Raw genomic sequence first — 21,917 nt, 5'->3', positions numbered from 1 at the left:
ATATTGGTTGTTATGGTTACGGATCGTTATTGGGAAAACTTGTCACTTCAAGAAATGAACAAGGAGCAATGGGAGGCTTTATGTGACCGTTGCGGTCGGTGTTGCCTGCATAAATTGCGGGATGATGATACGAATGAAATTTATTATACAAATGTTGCCTGTTGGTTGCTGGATATAAAAACAGGGCAATGTTCGGATTACTGTCATCGTAAAATCAGGATTCCGGACTGTATCCAATTGACCCGAAAGAATTTATCAAGGATTGACTGGCTGCCCTCCACCTGTGCATATCGTTTAATAGCGGAAGGCAAGACACTTTATCCTTGGCATTATTTGATTGCCGGTAATTTTGAAGCCATGCATAAAGCCGGTATTTCCGTGCGGGGAAAGGTTGTGAGTGAACATGATGCAGGGGAATTGGAGGATTATATAGTGGAATGGATCGATTGAAAAACACAATGAGCGGTTTTCTTCCTTCATTGTAGGCTGTATATTTACTTGTATTGGAGAATTTTACATGGATTTGAAATCTTTTATCAAATAATTAATTTTTTTTAAATTTATTCTTTGACCTTTTCGTTCTTCATGCTATTAATCCTTTTACAAAATATGGGCGAGCTTGGCGGAATGGTAGACGCTCAAGACTTAAAATCTTGTGTCCGTTTTGGACGTGTGGGTTCAAGTCCCACAGTTCGCACCACCTGAATAATTTATTGATTTTTCCCTTTTTTTAAAATTTGAGAAATTTAATTAAAATAATACAATAATTTTTTGTTACGTTTTATATATAATTTGAAATTAATGTTAACTGAAAACGGGGAAAAGGATGGAACAATTAAATCAATTAATTGAATCTTTTCTAAGTCATTATAAACAAAAACGTGTTTTTTTAATGAGCTTGCCCGATTAGTAGCTAAACAATGTGAAAAAGCATTAAAGAGTGATGGTATCAAAGCCATTGTTACATATCGTGCAAAAACATCTGAGCGATTAAAAGAAAAAATTATTCAACGCTGCAAAGAGAAACGTTACCAAAATGAAGAAGCTATTAGTAAAGATATTATTGATTTGTCTGGTGTTCGAATAGCACTATATTATCCTGCAGATCGTATGAGAGTGAGTCAGTTAATTGAGAAGAATTTTAAGATTATTAAAGATAAAAAATTTCCTAATGAAGTAAAACTGGTCAACAATAGATTTGATGGTTACCATGCAGATCATTATCGTGTTGAAATCAGATCTGACACTTTAGAAGAGAATAAGGAATATTCTGATCATATTGTTGAGATTCAAGTTGCTTCAGTATTAATGCATGCGTGGTCAGAGGTTAATCATGATCTAGGCTATAAGCAATTTAATGGTGAATTGTCTCAACAAGAAAAATCAATCCTGGATGTATTGAATGGGTTAGTACTAGTAGGAGAGGGATTGCTTGAACAATTGCAAACTGCTTTTCAAAATCGTGTTTCATATCAAAAACAGCCTTTTATTAACCAATATGAATTGGCAGCATATCTTTTTGAAAGAATAAAAAAAATAAAAGATATAGATAAAGGAATTGAGCCTTTAATGGAAAATGTTGATGAATTATTTTATTTGCTCCAAGATACAAAGTGGAATAATGCAAATGGATTGGATCAATTACTAAATGAAAAATTAAATGGAAATATTATTAATTTTCCTATTTGTGAGCAAATATTAGATATTATTTTTGAGAAAAATATAAATCAATTTGATAAATATTATAGTTTATTTGATGATGATCAAACGTATAAAAATATTTGTAAGGACATAGTAAAGAAAAGAATTTTATTTAAACGTTATATCACTTGTATTGCTTATTATAAAAATTTTAATACAAATCATATTTTAAAACAAGTTAAACAGTTACAGGGATTATGGGGTAGTTTACATTTTATTTCATCAGTTTATCATTGGATTTTAGATAATAATATTTATTCGGATTATTACAATGTTATAAATGACTTAGATACAGTTAAAGGTGATTTTAATTTAATATTGACGAAAATAAAAAATTTTAAAGATCCAGATTCAAAAAAAGCGTTAGAGTGGGCTAAATCTGGACAATTGAAATTACCAGAGAAAGTATAAATTTCAATAAATTTTAAATTAAAACTATAAAATTGGATCAGGTTATACGTTAATATAATTGAAGTATAATTTTTAAAACTGCTTTCGAATTTTATTGTTTGACCAGTTTCGCTAACAGATTTTGTTGTTCGATGGTCATGGGAAGTTCCGTTTTTGTTATATCCACACCCTGCCAGCCGGCTCCAAGGGCCGTGAACAAATTGATGGAATCCTGGAAACGTTCCAAAATGGCCACAGCCTCTTCATTGGCGGCATTTGTGGCTGTTCGTTGCGCGGTCAGGACATCCAGATATCCTGTAAGTCCTGCCTTATAGAGTTTTTGGGCACGGATAAGGGCAGTCTGGCTGCTTACTTTGGATTTGTGCAACAGATCAACATGTTCTGAATCATCACCCCAGGCCGCGATAACATCCTCGATCTCCTTCAGGGATGTCAGGATTGTTTGACGGTAATTTAACCGTGCCTCTTCTGCCTGAGCCTGCGCTTGCTTAACCGCGGCACTAAGGCGGCCACCATGCAGACCTGGAATGGAAAGATTGATAAAGCTGCTGGATACCAGACTGGCAATATTGGCCATTTGACTGGTAAAAGAAGTCGTTGGCATCGCACTCATGTCAATGGTGAATTGTGGATAGAGTTCTGCAACCGCAACACCGATATTTGCCGTTGCCATGGCGTATTGCCTTTCGGCCATACGTATGTCTGGACGATTGGCTAGGGCAATGGAAGGAATGGAGGGTGGAAATGGGGGTAAGTCTGGTAAAGGCTGTTCTATCTTAAGAAGTGTTTCCGTGGTTCCCGGCGTTTGTCCCAGCAAAACATCAATTGTATGGGTAATCTGGGTAATGCTGGTTTTCAAGGGCTCTCGACTTGCTCGCTGGGTTTCAAGCTCGGCTTCTGCCTGGGCAGTGCTTAGAGTCGTGCCTGTACCCTCAATATACTGTTTTTGTGCCAGATTATAGATATATTGGGCGATTGCAACATTTTCATCCGCTATGCGTAACCGTAGCTGCATGGTGCGGAGGGTTACATAGTTATTGGCCAGTTGAGAAAGCATGGCTAAAAGGACGGCTCTTCTATCCTCGATCGAGGCCTTTACAGCCTCTTCTTGGGATTGAACCATTCGTCTGATCAAACCGAATGTATCCAGTTGCCAGCTGAATGTCGCGCCATAACGACGTATAACGGCATTATTTGGATTTCCTTTTGATATCGAGATATTGCTGGATAAGGTATTGGAAGATGTCTGATATCCAAATCCGCCAGAACCATCCAGTTGGGGATACCATTTAGACGCCTGCTGATCACGCAAGGATTGAGCGGCCAAAATCCGTTGTCCCGCCATCTGAAGGTCATAATTGTTCTGGATGGCCTTTTCAACAAGTTGATTTAACAATGGATCATGAAACTGTTCCCACCAACGACGCATGTTGTTCGCTGCCTGGACAATCTCTTGGGCTGTGGCTGGTCTTTTCCATACTTTTTCAGTCCATTGTTCCGGAATTTTCATGTGATCCCGATGAAAATTGGGGCCAACCGTGCAGGCATTCAATCCAATCAAGGAAAATGTAATTGCTTTCTGCCAGATAGATTTTAGACGGAACATGTTTGAAATACTCATAGATGATCTTGTAACCAGGTGGCCAGTTTTCCTTTTCTGCCACTTGTTTGTGGGCCGACACTGATTGTGGCGGTCATGCCGGCGGAAAGATGGATCGTGTCTGGAATATGATCAATATGAATTCTTACGGGAATACGTTGAGCCAAACGAACCCAGGTAAAAATGGGATTAACGTTTTGCAAACCAAAATTATCAGCGTTGGCATTAGAGTCATTGATACCACGGGCAATACTGACAACATGTCCGGGCAGTATCTGTTTATATCCCATTAACTTGATCCGGGCGACATCGCCGACATGAATGCCCCACATTTTGGTTTCTTCAAAATAGCCATAGACCCAGAAAGAATCGGCATCAATAACGGATAAATATGAATTGCCTGTATTGACGTAATCACCAACCCGTAAATTAAGATTTGTAATATAGCCATTGACAGGTGAATAAAGTATGGAACGCTGCAAATTTAACTTGGCTTCTGTCAGGGCTGCTTTTGCTGTATCTACACTTGCCTGTGCGGTTCTAACCTTTGTATTGAAATCTTCTTTTTCTTCTGTTGAAACAATGCCTTCCAATCCTTTGCGACGCATTGCATTACGACGTTGTAAGGCAAGATTGGCCTCCGCATTTTCCAAATTTGCCTCTGCCTGTTGAATGGCGATTTTAAAACGTAAGGGGTCAATTACGAAAAGGGGATCACCCTTGCGAACAAACTGGTTGTCCCTGACAGGAACCTGTACAATGGTGCCCGAAATTTCCGGGGCGATTTTAACGACGTATACTCTGACACGACCATCACGGGTCCATGGGGCAATCATGTAGGTGTCCCACAAGGCTACCCCTAGAATTATAGCCATGGCTACAATGATTAGGGTCAAGATGATGCGGATGATATTACTAATGGGTGCCATGATTGAAAAACAAATTCTTAAAGTCAGAAGTTATACATATAAGATAAGCAAACATAGGATACTGAAATATAAAGCTACTTCAAATAAAGCAAGATGCCAAAATAATTTTATTAAACCTGTTTTCCACAGGAAAGAACGGATAATAACAGTTAAGGCGAATGCAAATAAAGCATAAACAACAAAAGGGGCGATATAGACACCAAAAAAATCAAATTCTGCGATCATCTTGTTGCACTCAGAAAAAAGGAAACATTTTTACTAATTTTTAATGGATAGTTTGTAAATTCCCAGAAAAATAAAAAAGAGTAATATAAATTTGTTTTTTTTATGGACAAAATTTTCTTTAAAGCACAAAACATGAATCAATCAATTTGATCTTAAAAAATTAACTCTAATATTGTTTATAATATAATCCATTTATGATAGAAACGGATAATGATATGGGTAGCATTTAAAACATATTTAAGTAAGGGAATAAATCAAGAATTATTAAATGCTCTCCGTGCGGATTATGCCTAAATTATTTTCAAGTCAAGATATTTTCATTGTATATGTACATTAATTTTATTTTACAATGCGTTTTGCAGTAAATAAAATTTAGGTTAAAATAGAAAGGAAATATTTGGTCCATAATTGGAAAATTTGAATAGAAAAAATTAAATTGCATATTAAAATCAAGTAATTTTAATATGCAATTATAGATAAAAAAAGCATTTTATGAGTTATATCATTTATTAGTAATAAATCTAATTGTATGTTTAGATCTTGTCATTAAGTCTTATTACATTATTCAAAGTAAAATAAATAATATTTCTTGTCTTTTTTTATTATTATTAATTTAAATATATATTAAACTTGAAAACAAGTTTTATCGGATATGTAGAAGGAATTAAAATGTTTTTTTGCAAGAAAAAAAAAACAAATTTAAAGCAAATTAAAAATCAGGTTCAAGATAATGTCATGGCTTCAAAAGAACAGCTTAATCCTGCCTTGGCTGAAATGGCAGATAAAGCAGATAAGATTAAGGATGATATGAAGGATGTTGCAGAAGAACAAGTAGAGCAGCTTTCTAAAAAAGTTCAATCCAAACCGATCAAAGCGGTTTTGATCTCCACGATTATAGGTTTTGTACTGGGTCGGATGACGCGCTAGTAATATTTGTTGTAGAAATGGTCTATATACATGAAGATTGTTGAATTTGGCAAAGCAGCAGCGGATGCAGAGCTCCTGCTTTTGAAAAAAAAGTCAATTAGAGTAAGCAAGCAAATCCTGTTATGCTGTATAGGGGCAGTATTTGGATTATTTGTTTTAATTTCCTTGCATGCTGTTTTGGCGGCGCTGTGTTGCTGGTTGTTTCATATTGGTTTTTTGGGATCATCATTAATTATCCTAATTTTTGATATTTTGTGTGCTGGTATCTTTTTCTATCTAGCCTTGCAGGCAAAAATTGGTGAAGAAGAGATAGAAGCCAAGGTGATTCGGAACCATAATTTAAAGCAATTGCGTGATTCAATTGCCCTGACAACTTTAATTACTGCACTTACAGGGCCGTTGGGTGGATATTTACGAAGTTTTATATGGCAGTTTATTAAAAAGAAATTTAGAAAAAAAATCTGAATAGATTTTATTTATAATGTTGAGGTTTTTATAATAAATACTTCAACATTATTTACGAAGTTGTTGAAAAAAAATTGTTTTTCCAAATTTATCATTCTCATTATTAAGTTTTTGTTGATTTTTTTTATAAACTTATGCACTTTATAGTAGTATTTTAAATTCATTTTATAACCTGGAGTAGAAGTATGCACGTTCTTCTTATGGGAGAAATCTTTTTTTTAGAGCATGAATTCTACCAAAAACTTAAAGTAACAGACTTTTCTATCGATAGGGTATCGTTTGATATTGAGGTATTATCAACGGCTCATCTGTATGAATATGATCTTATTATAGTTGAAGGAAATAATTTGGATAAATTGTTTTTTTCGACCATTAGAGAATTGCGCGCATTAAATGAAAAGATTTCTATTATTGTTGTTTCCAGACAAAATAATCTGGAAAGTAAGATAAAAGCTTTTCAGGCAGGTGTGGATGATTATGTGTTAATTCCATTTTATGAGGATGAGCTGATTGCAAGATGCAAGGCGGTTTTGAGACGTGTCCAAAAAGTATTTTCCAAAAAAATTATTCATATTGATGCATTAAGTATCAATTTGGAAACACATGAAGTATTCGTTAATAAAGCATTGGTTCATTTGACAGGCAAGGAATATCTTATTTTGGAATTGCTTATTTTACAACGGGGCACTTTAATTACAAAGGCGGCACTTTTAAACCATTTATACAAATGCAATGTAGAACCCGATATTAAAATTATTGATGTCTTTGTATGTAAATTAAGAAAAAAATTACAAGATGCTGGTGCGGAAGATTTTATTTCAACAATATGGGGACAAGGTTATATCTTCCGTAAATCAACAATGGATAGTGAATGAAAATAGATATTACGTTTCACCAATCTTTATTCGGAAAATTGTTCTGAAATAATCCGTTCTGACAAGCTTTGATTTGGATTGAATAGTAAACAAGATTTTATAGATTTGTTTTCTTTGACAGTAATCTCGACAACGTCACGTATCTCTGTGAAATCGGCTACAGCTGCTATAGGGCGTTTATTTTCTTCCATGGTCAAGAATTGAAAAAGAGTTGTTGAAGGAAGTAATGCGCCTCTCCATCGGCGTGGCCGAAAAGGACAAATAGGAGTTAAGGGTAACAAATCAGAATTTAAGGGAACGATTGGACCATGTGCTGATAAATTATAGGCTGTCGATCCTGCGGGTGTTGAAAGAATGATACCGTCGCAAATCAGTTCAGATAACCTGATCTTATGATTAATTATCACCTTTATTTTGGCTGCCTGTCTGGTTTGCCGGTATAAAAATATATCATTAAAAGCTAGGGCTGTGTGTGTTTTACCATCAACTGTTTTAGCTGACATGGCCAAAGGATGAAGGCAAGTTGGTTGGGTTTTTTGAAGTAGTGATGGAAGATCCTTCTTGATCTTGGGATTTGTAAGGAAACCAACAGAACCGAAATTGATACAATAAATTGGAATCTGATAATTAATATAAGTATGAAGTGTTTCTAGAACAAAACCATCACCACCAATACAGATAATGACTTCGGCTTGGTCGATACTTGCGTTTCCATATTTTTTTACCAGGTCATTTTTATATTGAATTGCCTCGGGTTTATCCATGGATAAAAAATGAAACTTTGTGGGTGGATTATCAAAAAACCTCATAAATAGTTCTCGGCAATTATACAGATTTCATTAATTATAAACATTACGCAACATATAAACAATATTGTTTTAGTTTAATTAATTTCTTTTTTAATCAATCAAAATTATTAAATCAAATATAATTTATTATTAAAATTTTACTAGAGCTACTGGGTTGAATAGATAGATTTGTAAACTGAATAATACTTAAAAAAGGATTGATATACCAAAATTTAAAATTTATTTGCTAATTTTAGGTAAACAATTTAATTATTTATTAATATTTATAAATTAGGTAAAAATTATGCAATTAGAGATAATGGTGTTGAATTAAAATTATATTTCATGGCTAAATGTAAATATATATATATTTATTAGTTTAGAATAATGTAAACAATCATATTTGTCTAGTAATATATAATGTTTTGAAAGAGTTATTTAATATAAATATTTATTGTGGATATGATTTTACAAGTATTTTATTGTGAAAGTTTATTATTTGATGAAAGCAAATGAGTTGCTATCAAACTGTATTTCAAAAGAAAAAAAAATTCCTCCCAATCCTATAGATAAACGAGTAGGAAGCCGTATCCGGTTAAGAAGAAAGTTATTGGGCTTTTCCCAAGAAAAACTTGCTATAGCTTTAGGTTTATCATTTCAACAGATTCAAAAATATGAAAAGGGATTTAATCGTGTTGGCGCTTCGAGACTTTATTATATAGCACAGTTTTTGCAAGTTCCGATTAATTTTTTCTTTGATGAGTTTTTGACCGGAAACGAAGAAAATAAAAGTCAGGTTCCTCCATCATTTTCAACGGCATTAGATGTTAAAAAAATATTAATTACCAAGGATAAGGAAAATGCCATTAAGGAGGAAATTAAAATTACAGATTTGAATGTTATGAATAATAAGGAAACGGTTGATTTGTTAAAGGCGTATTATCATATTAAAGATAAGGAAATCAGGAAAAAGTTGCTACATCTTATTAAGGTTATGGCAGAATGATTTAAAAAATATTTCATTCTCTATGTAAAATGTTATCTGTAATAAAAGAGGAGATTTTTTTCGATTTGAAAGAATCTTTTAATTGCTTTTCATTATATTGGGATTGAAGCCAATATAAAAAATTCACTTTTCCATGCGTTTGCTGAAGATATTGGGTAAAAAAAGCATCAAGAATTCCTGTTCTGGAATATTTAAAATGACCGTATTTCCATGAAAGCTGTCGCATTGCAGAATGAATATCGTAGTTTTCAAATAGAAGAATTAATGCGGAAACTAAACCTGCACGATCAGCTCCAGATTTACAGTGGATTAAAAGAGGGAATTCAATAGCTTTGTAAATATTTGCAAGATTTAGAATTCGATCGATATGTGGTGCTCCACGGCTTTCAAAAGGGAGGTCGTAATGTTTTAAATTTAATTTATTACTGATATGGCGGGATAGCGCATCAGAACCACAATTTCTTTTACCCCGTAAATTGATAATTGTTTTAAGATGATATTTGTTTGTTAAATTCAATAATCTGGTTGGAGTGGGATGGTTGCTGCGATATACTTTACCGGGGATAACTGTCTGAAAATTTGACCAGAATAAACGAAAAATCGCATGGTCAACAAATAGGCTGTTGAGCCATGCGATATGATAGTCCCGACGATTTGGAAAAGATGAGTCAAAAATATATTTCTTTTTCATGACTCATCTTTTAGCTTATTTAAAGTTTACGTTCAATTTGTAATCTTTTCAATTCAGCAATTGCATGAGCTGGATTAAGCCCTTTTGGACAGGTCTGTGTACAGTTCATGATAGTACGGCATGCATACAAACGCATTGAATCCTCTAATTCATCAAGGCGTTCGCCTTTATACTCATCACGGCTATCAGCAACCCAACGCATGGCAGCCAATAAGACGGATGGGCCTAAATATTGGTCCCCGTTCCACCAATATGAAGGACAAGAGGTTGAACAGCAAAAACACAGGATACATTCATATAAACCATCCAGTTTTTTACGCTCCTCAATGGATTGTAACCGTTCTTTGTCAGGGGGTGGAGGGGTATCAGCTTTAAGCCATGGATCAATTTCCCTTAATTGTGCATATGGACCATTAAGATCAGGTATCAAATCCTTAATGACGGGCATATGGGGGAGAGGATAAATTGCAATATCCCCCTCATATTCATTAATGTGTTTTGAACAGGCTAGGGTATTTAATCCGTTAATGTTCATGGCACAAGATCCGCAAACCCCTTCACGACAAGAACGACGGAATGATAAAGTCGGATCAATTTCATTCTTAATATGAATTAACGCGTCTAAAACCATTGGGCCGATTTTGTCCAGATCAACCTCGTAAGTGTCGATGACTGGATTTTTGTTATCATCAGGGCTCCAACGATAGATTCTAAATTTCTTGATATTTTTTGCCTGTGAAGAGGCATAAAATACTTTTCCAATTCCAATTTTACTGTTTTTGGGTAGTCTTAATTCAACCATTAGTCATCACCTTCTCTGATTAATATACCCGTTTTTTAGGAGGGAAAACCTGAACTTCATCGGTTAAAGTTCTCATATGGACTGGGCGATAATCAAGTGAAACCTCTCCCTTGTCATTAAGATATGAAACAGTATGTTTCAACCAGTTTTTATCGTCACGTTCAGGATAATCATCATGGGCATGTGCGCCACGACTTTCATGACGTGCGGTTGCACTTACCATGGTTACGGTACCATTTGCCAATAGATTCTCGAATTCCAAGGCTTCCATTAAATCTGTATTCCAAATCAGGGATTGATCGGAAACAGAGATGTCCCCCAGACCAGACCAGATATCCCTAATCTTTTCAACGCCCGCTTTCATGTTTTTAGTATTCCGGAAAACGGCTGCATGACGTTGCATGGTTCTTTGCAGGGTGTCACGCATTTGAGCCACACGGGTTCCACCTTTGGCAAATCTTAGTTTATCTAAACGGCCAAATGCATTTTCCCCGGCATTTTTAGGGAATGGAGCAACAGGAGCGCCAGGTTTAAGAATATCTTTTGCACGTAAGGCAGCTGCACGACCAAATACAATCAAGTCAAGTAATGAATTCGTGCCAAGGCGGTTTGCACCATGAACGGAAACACAGGCACATTCACCGATTGCCATTAATCCCGGAACGGTTGCATCTGGATTGTCTTTGGTAGGTCGAATAACTTCGGCCTGAAGATTTGTTGGGATACCACCCATATTATAATGGACAGTTGGTAATACAGGAACGGGTTCCTTCGTTACATCAATTCCGGAGAAAATGCGCGATGTTTCAACAATACTAGGTAAACGTTCGTGTAAAAGGTCTGCCCCCAGATGTTCAAGATGTAACATGATGTGATCTTTATTGGGACCACATCCGCGTCCTTCATTGATTTCCACAATCATGGCACGAGAGACAACGTCACGAGAAGCAAGGTCCTTTGCATGTGGCGCATAACGTTCCATGAAACGTTCACCTTCACTGTTTGTCAGATAGCCGCCTTCTCCGCGACATCCTTCTGTTAACAAACAGCCGGCTGGGAAAATACCGGTTGGATGGAATTGAACGAATTCCATATCCTGTGTTGGGATGCCAGCACGCATGACCATGGCATTTCCATCACCTGTGCAAGTATGGGCAGAAGTACAGGATTGAAAAGCGCGTCCATATCCTCCTGTCGCCAGAACAACCAGATTTGCACGGAAACGGTGTATACTGCCATCCTCCAGACACCATGCCGTAACACCGCGACATGTGCCATTTTCATCCATGATAAGATCAATAGCAAAATATTCAACAAAGAATTCAACATTATGTTTCAAGCATTGTTGATAAAGTGTATGCAATATAGCGTGACCAGTTCTGTCTGCCGCAGCACAAGCGCGTTGAACGGGTTCCTTTCCGAAGTCGCGCATGTGTCCACCAAATGGACGTTGATAGATTTTACCATCTTTATTCCTGGTAAAGGGTACTCCCATATGTTCCAGTTCATAAACGGCAGGAACCGCTTCACGGCATAAATATTCAATTGCGTCCTGATCACCAAGCCAGTCAGAGCCCTTTACGGTATCGTACATGTGCCATTGCCAGTGATCCTCTCCCATATTTCCAAGTGAAGCCGCAATTCCCCCCTGGGCTGCTGTTGTATGACTGCGGGTTGGAAATACTTTTGTAATACAGGCTGTATGAAAACCGGCCGCACCCATTCCCAATGTTGCCCGCAAGCCAGAACCGCCAGCCCCTATGACAATGACATCATAGGCATGATCCACGATACGATACGTATCTTTTAATGATAAAGTAGTATCAGTCATTACGATATATATCCTTTAAATGCTGAATTATTTACTGGCGGATGCAGTAAAAAATAATTTTAATATAGAAATTACGGATAGAATTCCTAAAAATAAGGCCCCACCTTTAATACAGTAATTAAGAGCCAATCTTTTTCTTTCACGTGCGTAATCTGATGTAATGACTTCCAAGCCGAGTTGCATATGACGGAATGTTAGCAAGACAAGTGTGAGTAATAAAATTGTATTCGTAGGTTTTCCAGCCCATTTTACAACATCCTTATGATCTGCATCACCCAATCTTAGCATTTGGATAATAAACCAGATTGATAAAGGGGCACTGCCTGCCGCGGTTATGCGTTCGGTCCACCAATGTTCGAAAATATTGTGTCCTGTCCCCAATCCACGCATACGTCCAAGATAAGAGCGTAGAATGGTGGGGCGTTCTACAGAGGTATTCATTGGAGTTTCTCCTAATTGTTTATAGAAAATTATTTTGATATTTTTTAATCAATACGAAGGTTGTCTATTTTTTTCTTTTTTTGATTTTTTTACCAAGAATAATAGTCCATAAAGCTAAAGTTAAAGCAGCAACACCGATAACCTCTGATTTACTGTCTTGATTAATTTCAGGTTTTTCAAGACGTTTGCCACTTAAATCCCAAATAAAATGACGAATACCGCCAATAAAATGGAGAAAGAATGCTGATGAAAAACCAAATAAAATAATTTGTCCTAGAAAACTTCCTGTAAATTTTTGAGTTTTTTGAAAAGATTTTGGTCCTTTTGCGGCTGAAACCAGCCAGGCAACCATTAATGCACTTCCTGCGGAAAGTGCACCGCCTGTAATGCGGTTACTGATTGACAAGACCATTGATAAAATGGGTTTGTAAACTTGTAAATGGGGCGACATTGGTCGGTTTCGATATGATCCGTCACTTTTGTAACCTACATAAAAAGTTTTGCGTATATCCGACATTCTTGATTTCCTAATTAATCCTTATAACACGGCTGATACCGATTTAAGTTAATTGCACTTTATACCCCACTAAAAGATTGATCCAGTCAATTTTTGGACATTCAATTGATTGTGTATGAAGTATTCGGGGTCTTTGTTATTTGATGACTAAACAGTTTTTTGTTTTATTTCTAAAGTAACAATAAGAATATGATAATAACAATTTTCAGGATAATAAAATAAATATCAAATTAATTTGTATAAATTGGATTAATGGCTATAGAAACGTGAAATTGGTAATCATTAATTTATTTATGTTTTTAATTTCGATACCAACAAATCATATCAATTTTATGATCTGTTGGTTAAAAACTATCATTTAGAAATTAGATTCATTTCTATTAATTTTTCGGCAATCTGTACTGTATTCAATGCTGCACCCTTACGTAAATTGTCGGAAACGCACCATAGTCCTAAGCCATTTGGAACTGTTGGATCGATACGGAGTCGTGAAACATAGGAGGCATCTTCTCCTGCCGCCTCAATCTGGGTAATATAGCCGCCATCTTCCTGTTTATCGAATAGAATGACACCTTCAGCGTTGCGTAAGGCTTTTTGTGCCTTGGCAAGATCAACGGGGCGTTCACATTCAATGGTAATTGCCTCGCCATGTCCGATAAAAACAGGAACCCGAACACAGGTTGCAAAAACATTGATATCTGGATCAAGAATTTTTTTGGTTTCCACATTCATTTTCCATTCTTCTTTTGTCGATCCGTCTGGCATGAATTTATCAATATGAGGTATACAGTTAAAGGCAATTTGCTTGGTAAAATTGTTTATTGAAATGGAATCCCCAACCAATGATGATTTGGTTTGGATATATAATTCGTCCATTCCTTTTTTGCCTGCCCCGCCTGTGGCTTGATATGTCGAAACAACAATTCTTTTAATTTTGAACAAGTCGTGCAAAGGTTTTAAGGCAACAACCATCTGAATGGTTGAACAGTTTGGATTTGCAACAATATTCCGCTTGATTTTCTTTAAATCTTCCGGATTAACCTCTGGAACCACTAATGGAACATCAGGTTCCATACGGAAATGGGAAGTATTGTCAATCACGATACAGCCTGCCTTGGCTGCTTTGGGTGAATAGACGGATGATACGGATGCGCCAGGAGAGGATAAAGCGATATCCCATCCCTTAAAATCAAAGGTTTCAAGATTTTGGACTTTTAGAATTCTTTTGTCACCAAAGGATATTTCTTTTCCTGCCGAACGTGGAGAAGCCAAGGCAACAATTTCCTTAATTGGAAAATCACGTTCCGCCAGAATTTTTAAGATTTCTCTACCTACCGCCCCTGTTGCTCCAATAACGGCTATGCGATATCCCATAGTATATAATCCTTAGATAATAAAGTTTAATAAATTTTAAAGAAGTCTTTAGAAACCAGCCAAATATTTTAACTCTTTTATTATTTATGTAAATAAATTTTATCAAAATTGTTTGAAAATAAAGAAAATTATTAGGAAAAAAAAAGAAGCTATGTTCTTCTTAGTAATAATTTAAAAGGTCTTTATACTAATTGTTAATCAGGGTTTTTTTTATTTATGAGTCGTTTAAATGTGTTGTATGCACAAAAAGTAAAGAATGGTGAGCTTAAACCAGACAAGGCACAGGAACAAATTGCAGACCGACTGGATCATCTTTGTGTTGAATTGTCTGATTATGTGCCAGAACAGACTAACGTTGGCGGGCTTTTGAATTCATTTAAAAAATTGTGGAAAAAGCCTATTGTAAAACCCAAGGGTATATATCTTGTAGGGCCTGTTGGTAGAGGTAAATCAATGTTGATGGATTTATTTTACAGTCAGGCCCCTGTTGAAAAAAAGATGAGAACACATTTTCATGTTTTCATGCAGGAAGTGCATAAGAAATTTCATGCGTTGGAAATACAGTATCCAAAGGGTGAAGATCCCATTCCAAAACTGGCTGAGGAAATTGTCGAAAAGACATGGTTGCTTTGTTTCGATGAATTTCAAGTCAATGATATAGCTGATGCAATGATATTGGGGCGACTGTTTGAATATCTTTTTAAATTGGGAGTTATCATTGTTGCCACTTCGAATGTTCACATCAGGGATTTATTTCAAAACAGACCGGGAGCTGATGCTTTCAAGCCGTTTATTGCTTTATTAGCACAAAATATGATTGAACTTGAATTATGTTCGGCACATGATTATCGATTGGGTCGCAAGGAAATTGAAACCAAATGGTTGATCGGCTGTAATCCGGAAAACCATGCTCTTCTGGATAAAATCTTCCTACAGGAATCAGGTGGCAAAGAGGGCGAAAAGACAATCTTAACCGTTATGGGACGTCAATTTACCATACCTTGCGCAGCAGGAAAGGTGGCCCGGTTTCAATTTGAACAATTATGTGATGCGGCACTGGGAGCTGGTGATTATTTGGTTTTGGCTCAAAAATATGAAGTATTGATTATTGATAACATACCGATATTTAACCCTGAAAATATGAATGTAATTGAACGGTTTACCACTTTGATTGATGTATTGTACGAACGGCATACAATTCTCTATGTATCTGCGGAGACGGATTGGGAGCATATTTATCCTGAGGAAAATAGGGCGGCTTTTTTTGAGCGTACTGTTTCACGTTTGTATGAAATGCAAAGTCTAGATTGGACAAAATAGGCATTCGAGAGTAAAGGTTCTCTGACATTTGTTAAAGAAAAATTGAAGTGGCTTATAGGTGCACTTGTTATATTAATAGGTAAATTAAACTCTGAATAGTGAGTTTTTAGTAGAAATAATTAAGGGGAAATATTATGGCGATTGCTGATCAAATTGCCAGTGTATTCAGTGGATCGAATGCTGCGTATCTTGCGGAATTATATGCAAAGTGGAGGCAGGACGCTAATAGTGTTGACCCGTCATTTGCACAGATTTTTTCTGCGATGAATGATGATAAGACAGTTGTAATGGATGATGTAAGGGGACCTTCATGGGCCCCTCGCAAACCTGTAAAAATTGAATTGGAGCCCGATGACAAGCCCGCTTTGACGAAAGAGGGAAAAGTAACAGCCAAACAACTTTATCAGGCTGCGAATGACAGTCTGCGAGCCGTAGAGCTTATAAATGCATATCGAAGCTTTGGTCATTTTAATGCTGTATTGGATCCCTTGTCCATTCATAAGCCTATAGAGTGCAAGGAATTAAATCCTGAAACTTATGGATTTAAAAAAGAGGATTTGGATCGCCCAGTTTTTATGGGAGATGTTACTAAGAATTTCCTTCCAGGTGAAATTCATACTCTTGGTGAAGTCATTCCTGTATTAAGGCGGATTTATTGCAGTTCAATTGCCTGGGAATATACATATCTGCAAAATAGTGAACAACAGCAATGGTTTTGTGAAAAGGTTGAAAGCCAGAAAAATCATGTGCTGAATGCAGATGATAAGAAAACAATCTTACAGGAACTTGCAGAGGCTGTAGGGTTTGAAACTTTTTGTCAAAAACGTTACGTTGGTGTAAAGCGGTTTGGATTGGATGGCGGGGAATCACTTATTCCTGCCTTACGTACCCTTATTCGACATGCAGTAGCAAATTATGATATTCAATCTGTGGCGATGGGCATGGCACATCGTGGACGTTTAAATGTTTTAACCAATATCGTTGGCAAGTCTTTTCCTGCCTTATTTAGTGAATTTGCAGGAAAATCTTATAAATCTGACGATATTCCTGGTGTTGGAGATGTGAAATATCATCTTGGATATCGAAAACAGGTTCAAATGAATGGACAGGATGTCGATCTTGTCCTGGAATTTAACCCGTCCCATCTTGAGGCGGCTGATCCTGTTGTAGAGGGAAGGGTTCGTGCCATGCAAGATGCTAATGGTCAGAAACATCTGGCTGTTTTAATGCATGGTGATGCTGCCTTTGCTGGACAGGGTGTGGTTTATGAAACTTTTGCCATGTCCAGGCTTCCCGGATATAAAACAAACGGAACAATTCACGTTGTTACAAATAACCAGATTGGATTTACCACATCTACAGAATATGGACATTCTGGATATTATTGTACGGATGTCGCTAAAGTTGCTAAAGCTCCCGTCATTCATGTCAACGGGGATGATCCTGAGGCTGTAGTTTCAGTCATGCGGCTTGCCGTTGATTATCGGGAACGTTTTGCAACGGATATTGTTGTTGATATTGTCTGTTATCGTCGATTTGGACATAATGAAACGGATGAACCGACATTTACCCAGCCAATCATGTATCAGGCTGTTCATAAACATAAGGATATTTATCAGCTTTATGCAGCGAAATTACAAGATGAAGGAGTGATTTCTGCTGTAGAAACGGAAAAATATTGGTCTGATTTCCAGAATTATTTACAAAAATCCTATGAAGAGGCTGATAATTATCATCCCGGAACTCCAGAATGGTTAAAAGGTGACTGGAAAAAAATGCAATGGCGTGGAAAAAATCGTAAAGATTTTTCCACGGCAGTTTCAATTGATGATTTAAAGCGGATTGGTAAAGCGATTAGCTCATACCAAACAGGGTTTAATTGCCATCCGAAATTGGTTCGTCAACTTGAAGCTAAGGCCAAAATGTTTGAAACAGGAAAAGGGTTTGACTGGGCGACTGGTGAAGCCTTGGCCTTTGGTAGCCTTTTGTTGGAGGGGCATCCGGTTCGTCTTTCCGGTGAAGACTGTCAACGGGGTACATTCAGTCATCGTAATGCAATGCTGTTTGACCAGAAGACGCAGCAACCTTATATTCCTTTAAATCATATTGCCACTGATCAGGCGAAATTGGACATCTATAATTCATTGCTGTCTGAATTTGCGGTTCTGGGATTTGAATACGGTTATTCTTGTGAAAATGCAAATGCCTTGGTCTTGTGGGAGGCGCAATTCGGTGATTTTGCCAATGGCGCACAGATTATCATTGACCAGTTTGTTTCGGCTGCTGAAAGTAAATGGCTCCAGCAATCGGGGTTGGTGCTTTTATTGCCACATGCCCAGGAAGGACAAGGGGCTGAACATTCATCTGCCCGACTTGAACGTTACTTGCAGCTAAGTGCAGAGGAAAATATGCAGGTTTGTAATTTTACAACTCCCGCAAACTATTTTCATGCCTTGCGTCGGCAGTTGAAACGGAATTATCGTCAACCGTTGGTTGTCATGTCCCCGAAATCTTTATTAAGACATCCTCTTGCACAATCAACATTGGCAGAATTTGCGGATAAAACAGAATTTTTACAAGTTATTGATGAAATAGATGCCTCTGTAAATCGTCAAAAAGTCAAACGAGTTGTATTCTGTTCAGGTAAGGTTTATTACGATTTGTTGATAGCTCGTCGTGAAGCCAAGAAAAATGATGTGGCTTTGGTTCGTGTCGAACAATTATATCCATTCCCAATCGATATTGTTAAGAAATTGATACAATCATATTCTGGGGCACAGGAATTTGTATGGTGTCAGGAAGAACCTCAGAACATGGGGGCATGGCAGTTTATTTCTGGTAAGATTGAAGCGATTGTGCACACGGTTAAAAATAGTCCAATCAAAATTGAATATGCCGGACGTACGGCTCAGGCAAGTCCTGCAGCAGGGTTGATGTCTGTTTATAAGGCAGGTCAGGAACAATTGGTTAAACAAGCCTTGAATTTATAAGAACTATATTGAGAAATAATAAGATTTAATTAGGAAAAACAAATATGTCCATTGAAATTAAAGTACCGCAATTAGGCGAAAGTATCAGTACGGCCACAGTTGCCAGATGGCTAAAAAAACCTGGTGAGGTTGTGAATATGGATGAAGCGATTGTAGAGCTTGAAACAGATAAGGTCAGTGTAGAGGTTCCGTCGCCTAAAACAGGTGTGATGGGTGCACAGCTGGTACATGAAGGGCAGGAGGTCAGTGTTGGGACCTTATTGACTGTATTGGAGGATGGGGCTTCGGTTATTGAATCAGCTCAATCCAAAAGTGTGTCTGTACAGGATGTTAAACAGGCAGAACCCTCGGTTTCAGTGCCTGCTGATAATAAGCCAGTTTCAATGCCGGCTGCCCGTAAAATGATGGAAGAAAAAAATATTACGGTTGATCAGGTGGCTGGTACGGGACGGGGTGGCCGGATTACACGGGATGATGTGGTACAATTTCTGGATCAAAAGGAAAATCCTGCCAAGGCATCTGGTCCTGTTGTACCCCGTCAGGATGATCCTCGTGAAGAGCGTGTCAAAATGACCCGGTTACGTCGTACGGTTGCGCGTCGCCTTAAGGAAGCACAGGAAACAGCGGCAATGTTGACGACCTTTAATGAGGTTGACATGTCTGCCGTCATAAATATGCGGACCCTGTATAAGGAAGCCTTCAATAAAAAACATGAAGGTAGCCGTTTGGGATTTATGTCTTTTTTTGTAAAGGCAACTGTATCTGCCCTTCAGGAATATCCTGCAATCAATGCACAAATTGATGGTGAAGATATTATCTATCGTCATTTTGTGAATATGGGAATTGCGGTTGGTGGCCCAAATGGGCTGGTTGTTCCCGTGCTCAAAGATGCGGATCAAATGAGTTTTGCTCAGATTGAGGGGCAGATCATTGATTTTGCAAAACGTGCACGCAGTAATACGCTGAAATTAGCTGACCTTTCAGGGGGTACCTTCTCGATTACAAATGGAGGAATTTACGGTTCTCTGATGTCCACCCCAATTTTAAATATGCCGCAATCAGGAATTCTGGGGATGCACGCGATCAAAGAGCGTCCAGTTGCAGTCAATGGACAGGTTGTTATCCGTCCAATGATGTATCTTGCTCTTTCTTATGACCATCGTATCGTGGATGGTAAGGAAGCGGTCAGTTTCTTGGTTCATATCAAGGAACGTATTGAAAATCCAGAACGCTTGTTGTTGGATGTTTAAGGGGTCGTGTGAAATTTATTATAAAGGATAGGAAAGGTAAAAAACATGACCATAAATATTGTCGTACCTGTTTTGGGGGAAAGTATAACATCTGCTGTTGTTTCAAAATGGTTGAAACAGCCAGGCGATCAAGTTGCTGCGGATGAGGCGATTGTTGAGCTTGAAACGGATAAAGTAAATGTTGAAGTGCCGGCCCCCTCTGCGGGAATTGTCGGCAAACATGTTGTCGAAGCGGGCAGTGAGGTTTCAGTAGGTGCATTATTGGTGACATTGGAACCATTGGGAAAAGGAGAAACAGTTACAAGAAATGATACAAGAGTGTCATCTGTTTCGGGCTCAAATCCTGAGCAAAAACCAGTTGATGCTTCCGCGCCAGCAAGTGAATATGATTATGATGTTCTTGTAATTGGTGCGGGACCAGGAGGATATGTTGCCGCCATTCGTGCTGCACAACTGGGCATGAAAGTCGCATGTGTAGAAAAACGGAAAACATTGGGTGGAACATGCTTGAATGTTGGCTGCATCCCTTCAAAAGCTTTATTATATGCTTCCGAGCAATATGAAGCTGCCCGGCATCAATTTGAAAAATTGGGGGTTGTTGTTAAGAATGTCTCAGTTGATCTGAAAAAAATGCAGGAGCACAAACAGTCAGTCGTTGAGGCGAATGTTAATGGGATCGAGTTCTTATTCAAAAAGAATAAGGTAACGCGTATTGAGGGCGAGGCAACCATTGTTGCCGCAGGAAAAGTTTCCGTTAATGGGCAAGAGATTAGCGCGCGTTCCATTATCATTGCAACTGGCAGTGAGACGGCAGGATTGCCGGGAATTGAAATTGATGAAAAACAGGTTGTAAGTTCAACAGGAGCCTTGGCTCTTTCTGAAATACCTCGTCATATGGTCGTTATTGGTGGTGGTGTGATCGGGGTTGAACTTGGAAGTGTTTGGAAACGTTTAGGTGCCAGGGTTACTGTGGTTGAATACTTTGATCGGTTGGTGCCTGGTTTTGATCAGGAAATTTCATCTACATTAGCCCGTCTTTTGATCAAGCAAGGTTTTGAACTGAAACTGTCTCATAAAGTTAGTAAAATTGACAAGATGAATGGACAGCTTAAGATCGCAATTGAAGCCGCTCAAGGAGGGAATCAGGAAACTCTTGAGGCAGATGTAGTCTTGATGGCAGTTGGTCGCCGTCCTGTAACTGCAGGTCTGGGACTAGATAAAATTGGTGTGGAATTGGATGAAAGGGGAAGAATTAAAACAGACGCTCAATTCCAAACCAATATTCCGGGTATTTATGCGATTGGAGACGTGATAGCTGGTCCAATGTTGGCGCATAAAGCAGAAGAGGATGGTGTGGCAGCTATAGAATTTATTGCAGGTAAAAAGCCGCATGTTGATTACAACCTTGTTCCAGGTGTTGTTTATACAGAACCTGAGGTTGCCATGGTTGGTAAAACAGAAGAAGTATTGAAAAAAGAAAATGTAGCCTATACGGTTGGCAAATTTCCATTCAGCGCTAATGGTCGTGCCCGTGCAATGGGTAAAACAGACGGTTTTGTAAAAATTCTGGCCGATAAACATACCAACAGAATTTTGGGTGTTCATATGATTGGTCCAAATTGCAGTGAAATGATTGCAGAAGCCGTATTGGCAATGGCTTTTGGTGCTTCTGCCGAAGATATTGCCTTGACTTGTCATGCGCATCCTACCTTGTCCGAAGCGGTTAAAGAGGCGGCCTTGGCAACACAGAACCAGGCAATCCATATGTAAACTA

Annotated in this window: 20 protein-coding genes and 1 tRNA gene; 11 read left to right on the top strand and 10 right to left on the bottom strand. The window is 37.8% G+C overall.

Features of this window, described 5'->3' with window-relative positions; genetic code table 11:
• Positions 1–12 precede the first annotated feature (12 nt).
• The 3 genes from GM552_RS08090 to GM552_RS08080 all read left to right on the top strand — a co-directional run bounded on the left by GM552_RS08090 (position 13) and on the right by GM552_RS08080 (position 2,112).
• Complete coding sequence (locus GM552_RS08090; RefSeq protein ID WP_155566031.1) at positions 13–450, top strand: YcgN family cysteine cluster protein; 438 nt, start codon at positions 13–15, stop codon at positions 448–450.
• A gap of 163 nt (positions 451–613) precedes the next feature.
• Positions 614–700, top strand: a tRNA-Leu gene (locus GM552_RS08085).
• A gap of 248 nt (positions 701–948) precedes the next feature.
• Complete coding sequence (locus GM552_RS08080) at positions 949–2,112, top strand: hypothetical protein (RefSeq protein WP_370533623.1); 1,164 nt, start codon at positions 949–951, stop codon at positions 2,110–2,112.
• 91 nt (positions 2,113–2,203) lie between these two features.
• On the opposite strand, the gene GM552_RS08075 is transcribed toward GM552_RS08080, so the two are convergent.
• From GM552_RS08075 to GM552_RS08065, 3 genes are read right to left on the bottom strand one after another with little or no spacing between them, the layout of a single operon-like run.
• On the bottom strand, positions 2,204–3,718 hold the full coding sequence (locus GM552_RS08075; RefSeq protein WP_370533622.1) for an efflux transporter outer membrane subunit: 1,515 nt from the start codon (positions 3,716–3,718) through the stop codon (positions 2,204–2,206).
• A gap of 11 nt (positions 3,719–3,729) precedes the next feature.
• Positions 3,730–4,641 carry an HlyD family secretion protein gene (locus GM552_RS08070; protein WP_110439091.1) on the bottom strand — a complete coding sequence of 304 codons (912 nt, stop codon included), beginning with the start codon at positions 4,639–4,641 and terminating at the stop codon, positions 3,730–3,732.
• Positions 4,642–4,671: 30 nt separating this feature from the next.
• Complete coding sequence (locus tag GM552_RS08065; protein ID WP_110439090.1) at positions 4,672–4,866, bottom strand: DUF1656 domain-containing protein; 195 nt, start codon at positions 4,864–4,866, stop codon at positions 4,672–4,674.
• Between the two features lie 669 nt (positions 4,867–5,535).
• Between GM552_RS08065 and GM552_RS08060 the strand changes: the two genes are divergently transcribed.
• From GM552_RS08060 to GM552_RS08050, 3 genes are all read left to right on the top strand, one after another.
• Positions 5,536–5,793: a hypothetical protein gene (locus GM552_RS08060; RefSeq protein ID WP_155566029.1), complete on the top strand. Its 258-nt coding sequence runs from the start codon at positions 5,536–5,538 to the stop codon at positions 5,791–5,793.
• A 30-nt stretch (positions 5,794–5,823) separates the two neighbouring features.
• On the top strand, positions 5,824–6,258 hold the full coding sequence (locus GM552_RS08055; RefSeq protein WP_155566028.1) for a hypothetical protein: 435 nt from the start codon (positions 5,824–5,826) through the stop codon (positions 6,256–6,258).
• Positions 6,259–6,443: 185 nt separating this feature from the next.
• Positions 6,444–7,133, top strand: coding sequence for a response regulator transcription factor (locus GM552_RS08050; protein ID WP_155566027.1), 690 nt, complete (start codon positions 6,444–6,446; stop codon positions 7,131–7,133).
• A 26-nt stretch (positions 7,134–7,159) separates the two neighbouring features.
• Here GM552_RS08050 and GM552_RS08045 read toward each other — a convergent pair whose 3' ends face one another.
• Positions 7,160–7,942 carry an NAD kinase gene (locus tag GM552_RS08045; protein WP_155566026.1) on the bottom strand — a complete coding sequence of 261 codons (783 nt, stop codon included), beginning with the start codon at positions 7,940–7,942 and terminating at the stop codon, positions 7,160–7,162.
• A gap of 481 nt (positions 7,943–8,423) precedes the next feature.
• On the opposite strand from GM552_RS08045, the gene GM552_RS08040 reads away from it, so the two are divergent.
• A complete protein-coding gene (locus GM552_RS08040) occupies positions 8,424–8,927 on the top strand; it encodes a helix-turn-helix domain-containing protein (protein ID WP_122124102.1) in 504 nt (167 codons plus the stop codon).
• 13 nt (positions 8,928–8,940) lie between these two features.
• Here the strand turns inward: GM552_RS08040 and GM552_RS08035 are convergent, their stop codons facing one another.
• The 6 genes from GM552_RS08035 to GM552_RS08010 all read right to left on the bottom strand — a co-directional run bounded on the left by GM552_RS08035 (position 8,941) and on the right by GM552_RS08010 (position 14,583).
• A complete protein-coding gene (locus GM552_RS08035; protein WP_370533621.1) occupies positions 8,941–9,603 on the bottom strand; it encodes a tyrosine-protein phosphatase in 663 nt (220 codons plus the stop codon).
• 34 nt (positions 9,604–9,637) lie between these two features.
• Complete coding sequence (locus tag GM552_RS08030) at positions 9,638–10,420, bottom strand: succinate dehydrogenase iron-sulfur subunit (protein ID WP_110439083.1); 783 nt, start codon at positions 10,418–10,420, stop codon at positions 9,638–9,640.
• A 19-nt stretch (positions 10,421–10,439) separates the two neighbouring features.
• The gene (gene sdhA, locus GM552_RS08025; protein WP_155566024.1) at positions 10,440–12,251 is read right to left on the bottom strand and encodes a succinate dehydrogenase flavoprotein subunit; all 1,812 of its coding nucleotides are present in this window, start codon (positions 12,249–12,251) and stop codon (positions 10,440–10,442) included.
• 27 nt (positions 12,252–12,278) lie between these two features.
• Positions 12,279–12,692, bottom strand: coding sequence for a succinate dehydrogenase, hydrophobic membrane anchor protein (gene sdhD, locus GM552_RS08020; RefSeq protein ID WP_230873110.1), 414 nt, complete (start codon positions 12,690–12,692; stop codon positions 12,279–12,281).
• A gap of 64 nt (positions 12,693–12,756) precedes the next feature.
• The gene (gene sdhC, locus GM552_RS08015) at positions 12,757–13,209 is read right to left on the bottom strand and encodes a succinate dehydrogenase, cytochrome b556 subunit (protein ID WP_230873109.1); all 453 of its coding nucleotides are present in this window, start codon (positions 13,207–13,209) and stop codon (positions 12,757–12,759) included.
• Positions 13,210–13,563: 354 nt separating this feature from the next.
• On the bottom strand, positions 13,564–14,583 hold the full coding sequence (locus tag GM552_RS08010; RefSeq protein ID WP_155566023.1) for an aspartate-semialdehyde dehydrogenase: 1,020 nt from the start codon (positions 14,581–14,583) through the stop codon (positions 13,564–13,566).
• A 216-nt stretch (positions 14,584–14,799) separates the two neighbouring features.
• Here GM552_RS08010 and zapE point away from each other — a divergent pair, with 216 nt between their 5' ends.
• The 4 genes from zapE (at position 14,800) to lpdA (ending at position 21,913) form a co-directional block, all read left to right on the top strand.
• Positions 14,800–15,903 (top strand): cell division protein ZapE, encoded by a 1,104-nt coding sequence (gene zapE / locus GM552_RS08005; RefSeq protein WP_155566022.1) that lies wholly within the window; start codon positions 14,800–14,802, stop codon positions 15,901–15,903.
• Between the two features lie 134 nt (positions 15,904–16,037).
• Positions 16,038–18,893: a 2-oxoglutarate dehydrogenase E1 component gene (locus tag GM552_RS08000; protein ID WP_155566021.1), complete on the top strand. Its 2,856-nt coding sequence runs from the start codon at positions 16,038–16,040 to the stop codon at positions 18,891–18,893.
• 44 nt (positions 18,894–18,937) lie between these two features.
• Positions 18,938–20,143 carry a 2-oxoglutarate dehydrogenase complex dihydrolipoyllysine-residue succinyltransferase gene (gene odhB, locus GM552_RS07995; protein ID WP_155566020.1) on the top strand — a complete coding sequence of 402 codons (1,206 nt, stop codon included), beginning with the start codon at positions 18,938–18,940 and terminating at the stop codon, positions 20,141–20,143.
• A gap of 45 nt (positions 20,144–20,188) precedes the next feature.
• Complete coding sequence (gene lpdA / locus GM552_RS07990) at positions 20,189–21,913, top strand: dihydrolipoyl dehydrogenase (protein WP_155566019.1); 1,725 nt, start codon at positions 20,189–20,191, stop codon at positions 21,911–21,913.
• The last annotated feature ends 4 nt before the right edge of the window (positions 21,914–21,917 follow it).

The sequence above is a fragment of the Commensalibacter sp. ESL0382 genome (assembly GCF_009725775.1).
Taxonomy (GTDB): Bacteria; Pseudomonadota; Alphaproteobacteria; order Acetobacterales; family Acetobacteraceae; genus Commensalibacter; species Commensalibacter melissae.
Note: the sequence above shows the minus strand (reverse complement) of the source record. Positions and strands in the feature narration are given on the sequence as shown.